The organism is Burkholderia sp. Ac-20392, assembly GCF_017104585.1.
In the GTDB taxonomy this organism is placed as follows: Bacteria; Pseudomonadota; Gammaproteobacteria; order Burkholderiales; family Burkholderiaceae; genus Burkholderia; species Burkholderia lata.
In genome coordinates this window covers 1-2024 of record NZ_JAAGPB010000890.1, presented here as the reverse complement: position 1 = coordinate 2024, position 2024 = coordinate 1, and the positions used below count along the sequence as shown (strand labels likewise).

General features: G+C 69.9%; 1 protein-coding gene. It reads left to right on the top strand.

Annotation, left to right across the window (positions count from 1 at the left end):
* A partial coding sequence (locus tag G3N99_RS39420) for a family 20 glycosylhydrolase (RefSeq protein WP_206125101.1) occupies window positions 1-1702 on the top strand: 1702 nt, incomplete at its 5' end.
* Window positions 1703-2024 lie beyond the last annotated feature (322 nt).

Sequence of the window (2024 nt, the reverse complement as noted above, 5' to 3'; positions counted from 1 at the left end):
GCTCGACGGCGCGCGCGTGCCGGTACGTGGCGCCGTCGCGCCGCGCCGGCTGCCGGCCGACATCGCGACACCGGGCGGCTACCGGCTCGCGATCGGGCCGCGTGGCGTGCTGATCGAAGGCTACGATCGCGCCGGCCTCTACTACGGCGTGCAGACGCTCTACTCGCTCGCGCCCGCCGGCGGCGGCGCGATCCCGGCGATGCTCGTCGAGGATGCACCGCGCTTCACGCATCGCGGGATGCACGTCGATCTCGCACGCAACTTCAAGCACCCGGCCACGCTGCGCCGCCTGATCGACCAGATGAGCGCATACAAGCTCAATCGCCTGCACCTGCATCTGTCCGACGACGAGGGCTGGCGCATCGAGATTCCCGGCCTGCCCGAACTGACCGGGATCGGGGGACGCCGCTGCCACGACCCGAGCGAGACACGCTGCCTGCTGCCGCAGCTCGGCTCCGGCCCGGACAACCGCTCGGGCGGCGGCTACCTGACGCGTGACGACTACGTGTCGCTGGTGCGCTACGCGGCCGCGCATTTCGTCGAGATCATCCCCGAGATCGACATGCCCGCGCATGCGCGCGCGGCCGTCGTGACGATGGAGGCACGTTACCAGCGGCTGCATGCGGCCGGCCGCGAGCAGGAGGCGAACGCGTACCGGCTGCTCGATCCGCAGGACACGTCGAACCTGACGACGGTGCAGTTCTACGACCGGCGCAGCGACCTGAACCCGTGCGTGCCGGGCGCGCTCAATTTCGCGTCGAAGGTGATCCGCGAGATCGCCGCGATGCATGCCGACGCGCAGGCGCCGCTGCACACCTGGCACTACGGCGGCGACGAGGCGAAGAACATCTTCCTCGGCGCGGGCTTCCAGCCGCTGAACGGCACCGATCCGAACAAGGGGCGCATCGATCTCGCCGCGCAGGACAAGCCGTGGGCGCGTTCGCCCGCGTGCACGGCACTGCTCCAGCGCGGCGAGATCAAGTCGATCGACGAGCTGCCGACGCGTTTCGCGCAACAGGTGAGCGCGGCGGTCAACGCGAACGGGATCGACACGATGGCCGCGTGGCAGGACGGCATCAAGCATGCGAACGGGCCGCAGGACTTCAGCACGCGCCACGTGATGGTGTCGCTGTGGGACACGATCTTCTGGGGGGCATCGGACAGCGCACGCGACCTGAGCGGCAAGGGCTACCTGACGGTGCTGGCCCTGCCCGACTACCTGTACTTCGACTTCCCGTACACGCTCAACCCGCGCGAGCGCGGCTACTACTGGGGCTCGCACGCGACGGACGAGTACAAGGTGTTCTCGCTCGCGCCCGAGAACCTGCCGCAGAACGCCGAAGTGATGGGCGACCGCGACGGCAACACGTTCGAGGTGACGGGCACGGGCCCCGCGCCGCGCATCGAGGGCATGCAGGGGCAGGCGTGGGGCGAGGTGATGCGCAACGATACCTTCCTCGAATACATGGCCTATCCGCGGCTGCTCGCGCTGGCCGAGCGCGCATGGCACCGGGCCGACTGGGAGCTGCCGTATGCGGCCGGCGTGCGCTTCAAGCGCGGCGACACGCATCACGTCGACACGGCCGCGCTGCAGCGCGACTGGGCCGGCTTCGCGACGCTGCTCACGCAACGCGAACTGCCGAAGCTCGACCGGGCCGGCGTCGGCTACCGGAAGCCGACCTTCACGCTGACGAATCCGTGAACGGTTGAGCGGTTGCATGGCTGAGCGACGGCGCGACGCAGGCGAACGCATCGCGCCGTCGCCCGCACCAAAGAAAAACGGCTTGCGACGCATCGCAAGCCGTTTTCGTTTTGCCGGCCGGCCCGAACCCGCAGCGCGGATCGGGCCGGCTTCATCGCATCAGGCCGGTTGTGCGGCCGCCCCGCTGCCCGACGGCGGCAGGCGCGCGCCGAGCTGTTCGGCATAGCGCGCCGCCGCGTTGCCGCAGACGATGTGGAACGTGTCGAGCGACACCCACGCGACGTCGAGCGCACCGAGACGATCGCGATCGACCGCCGACGGG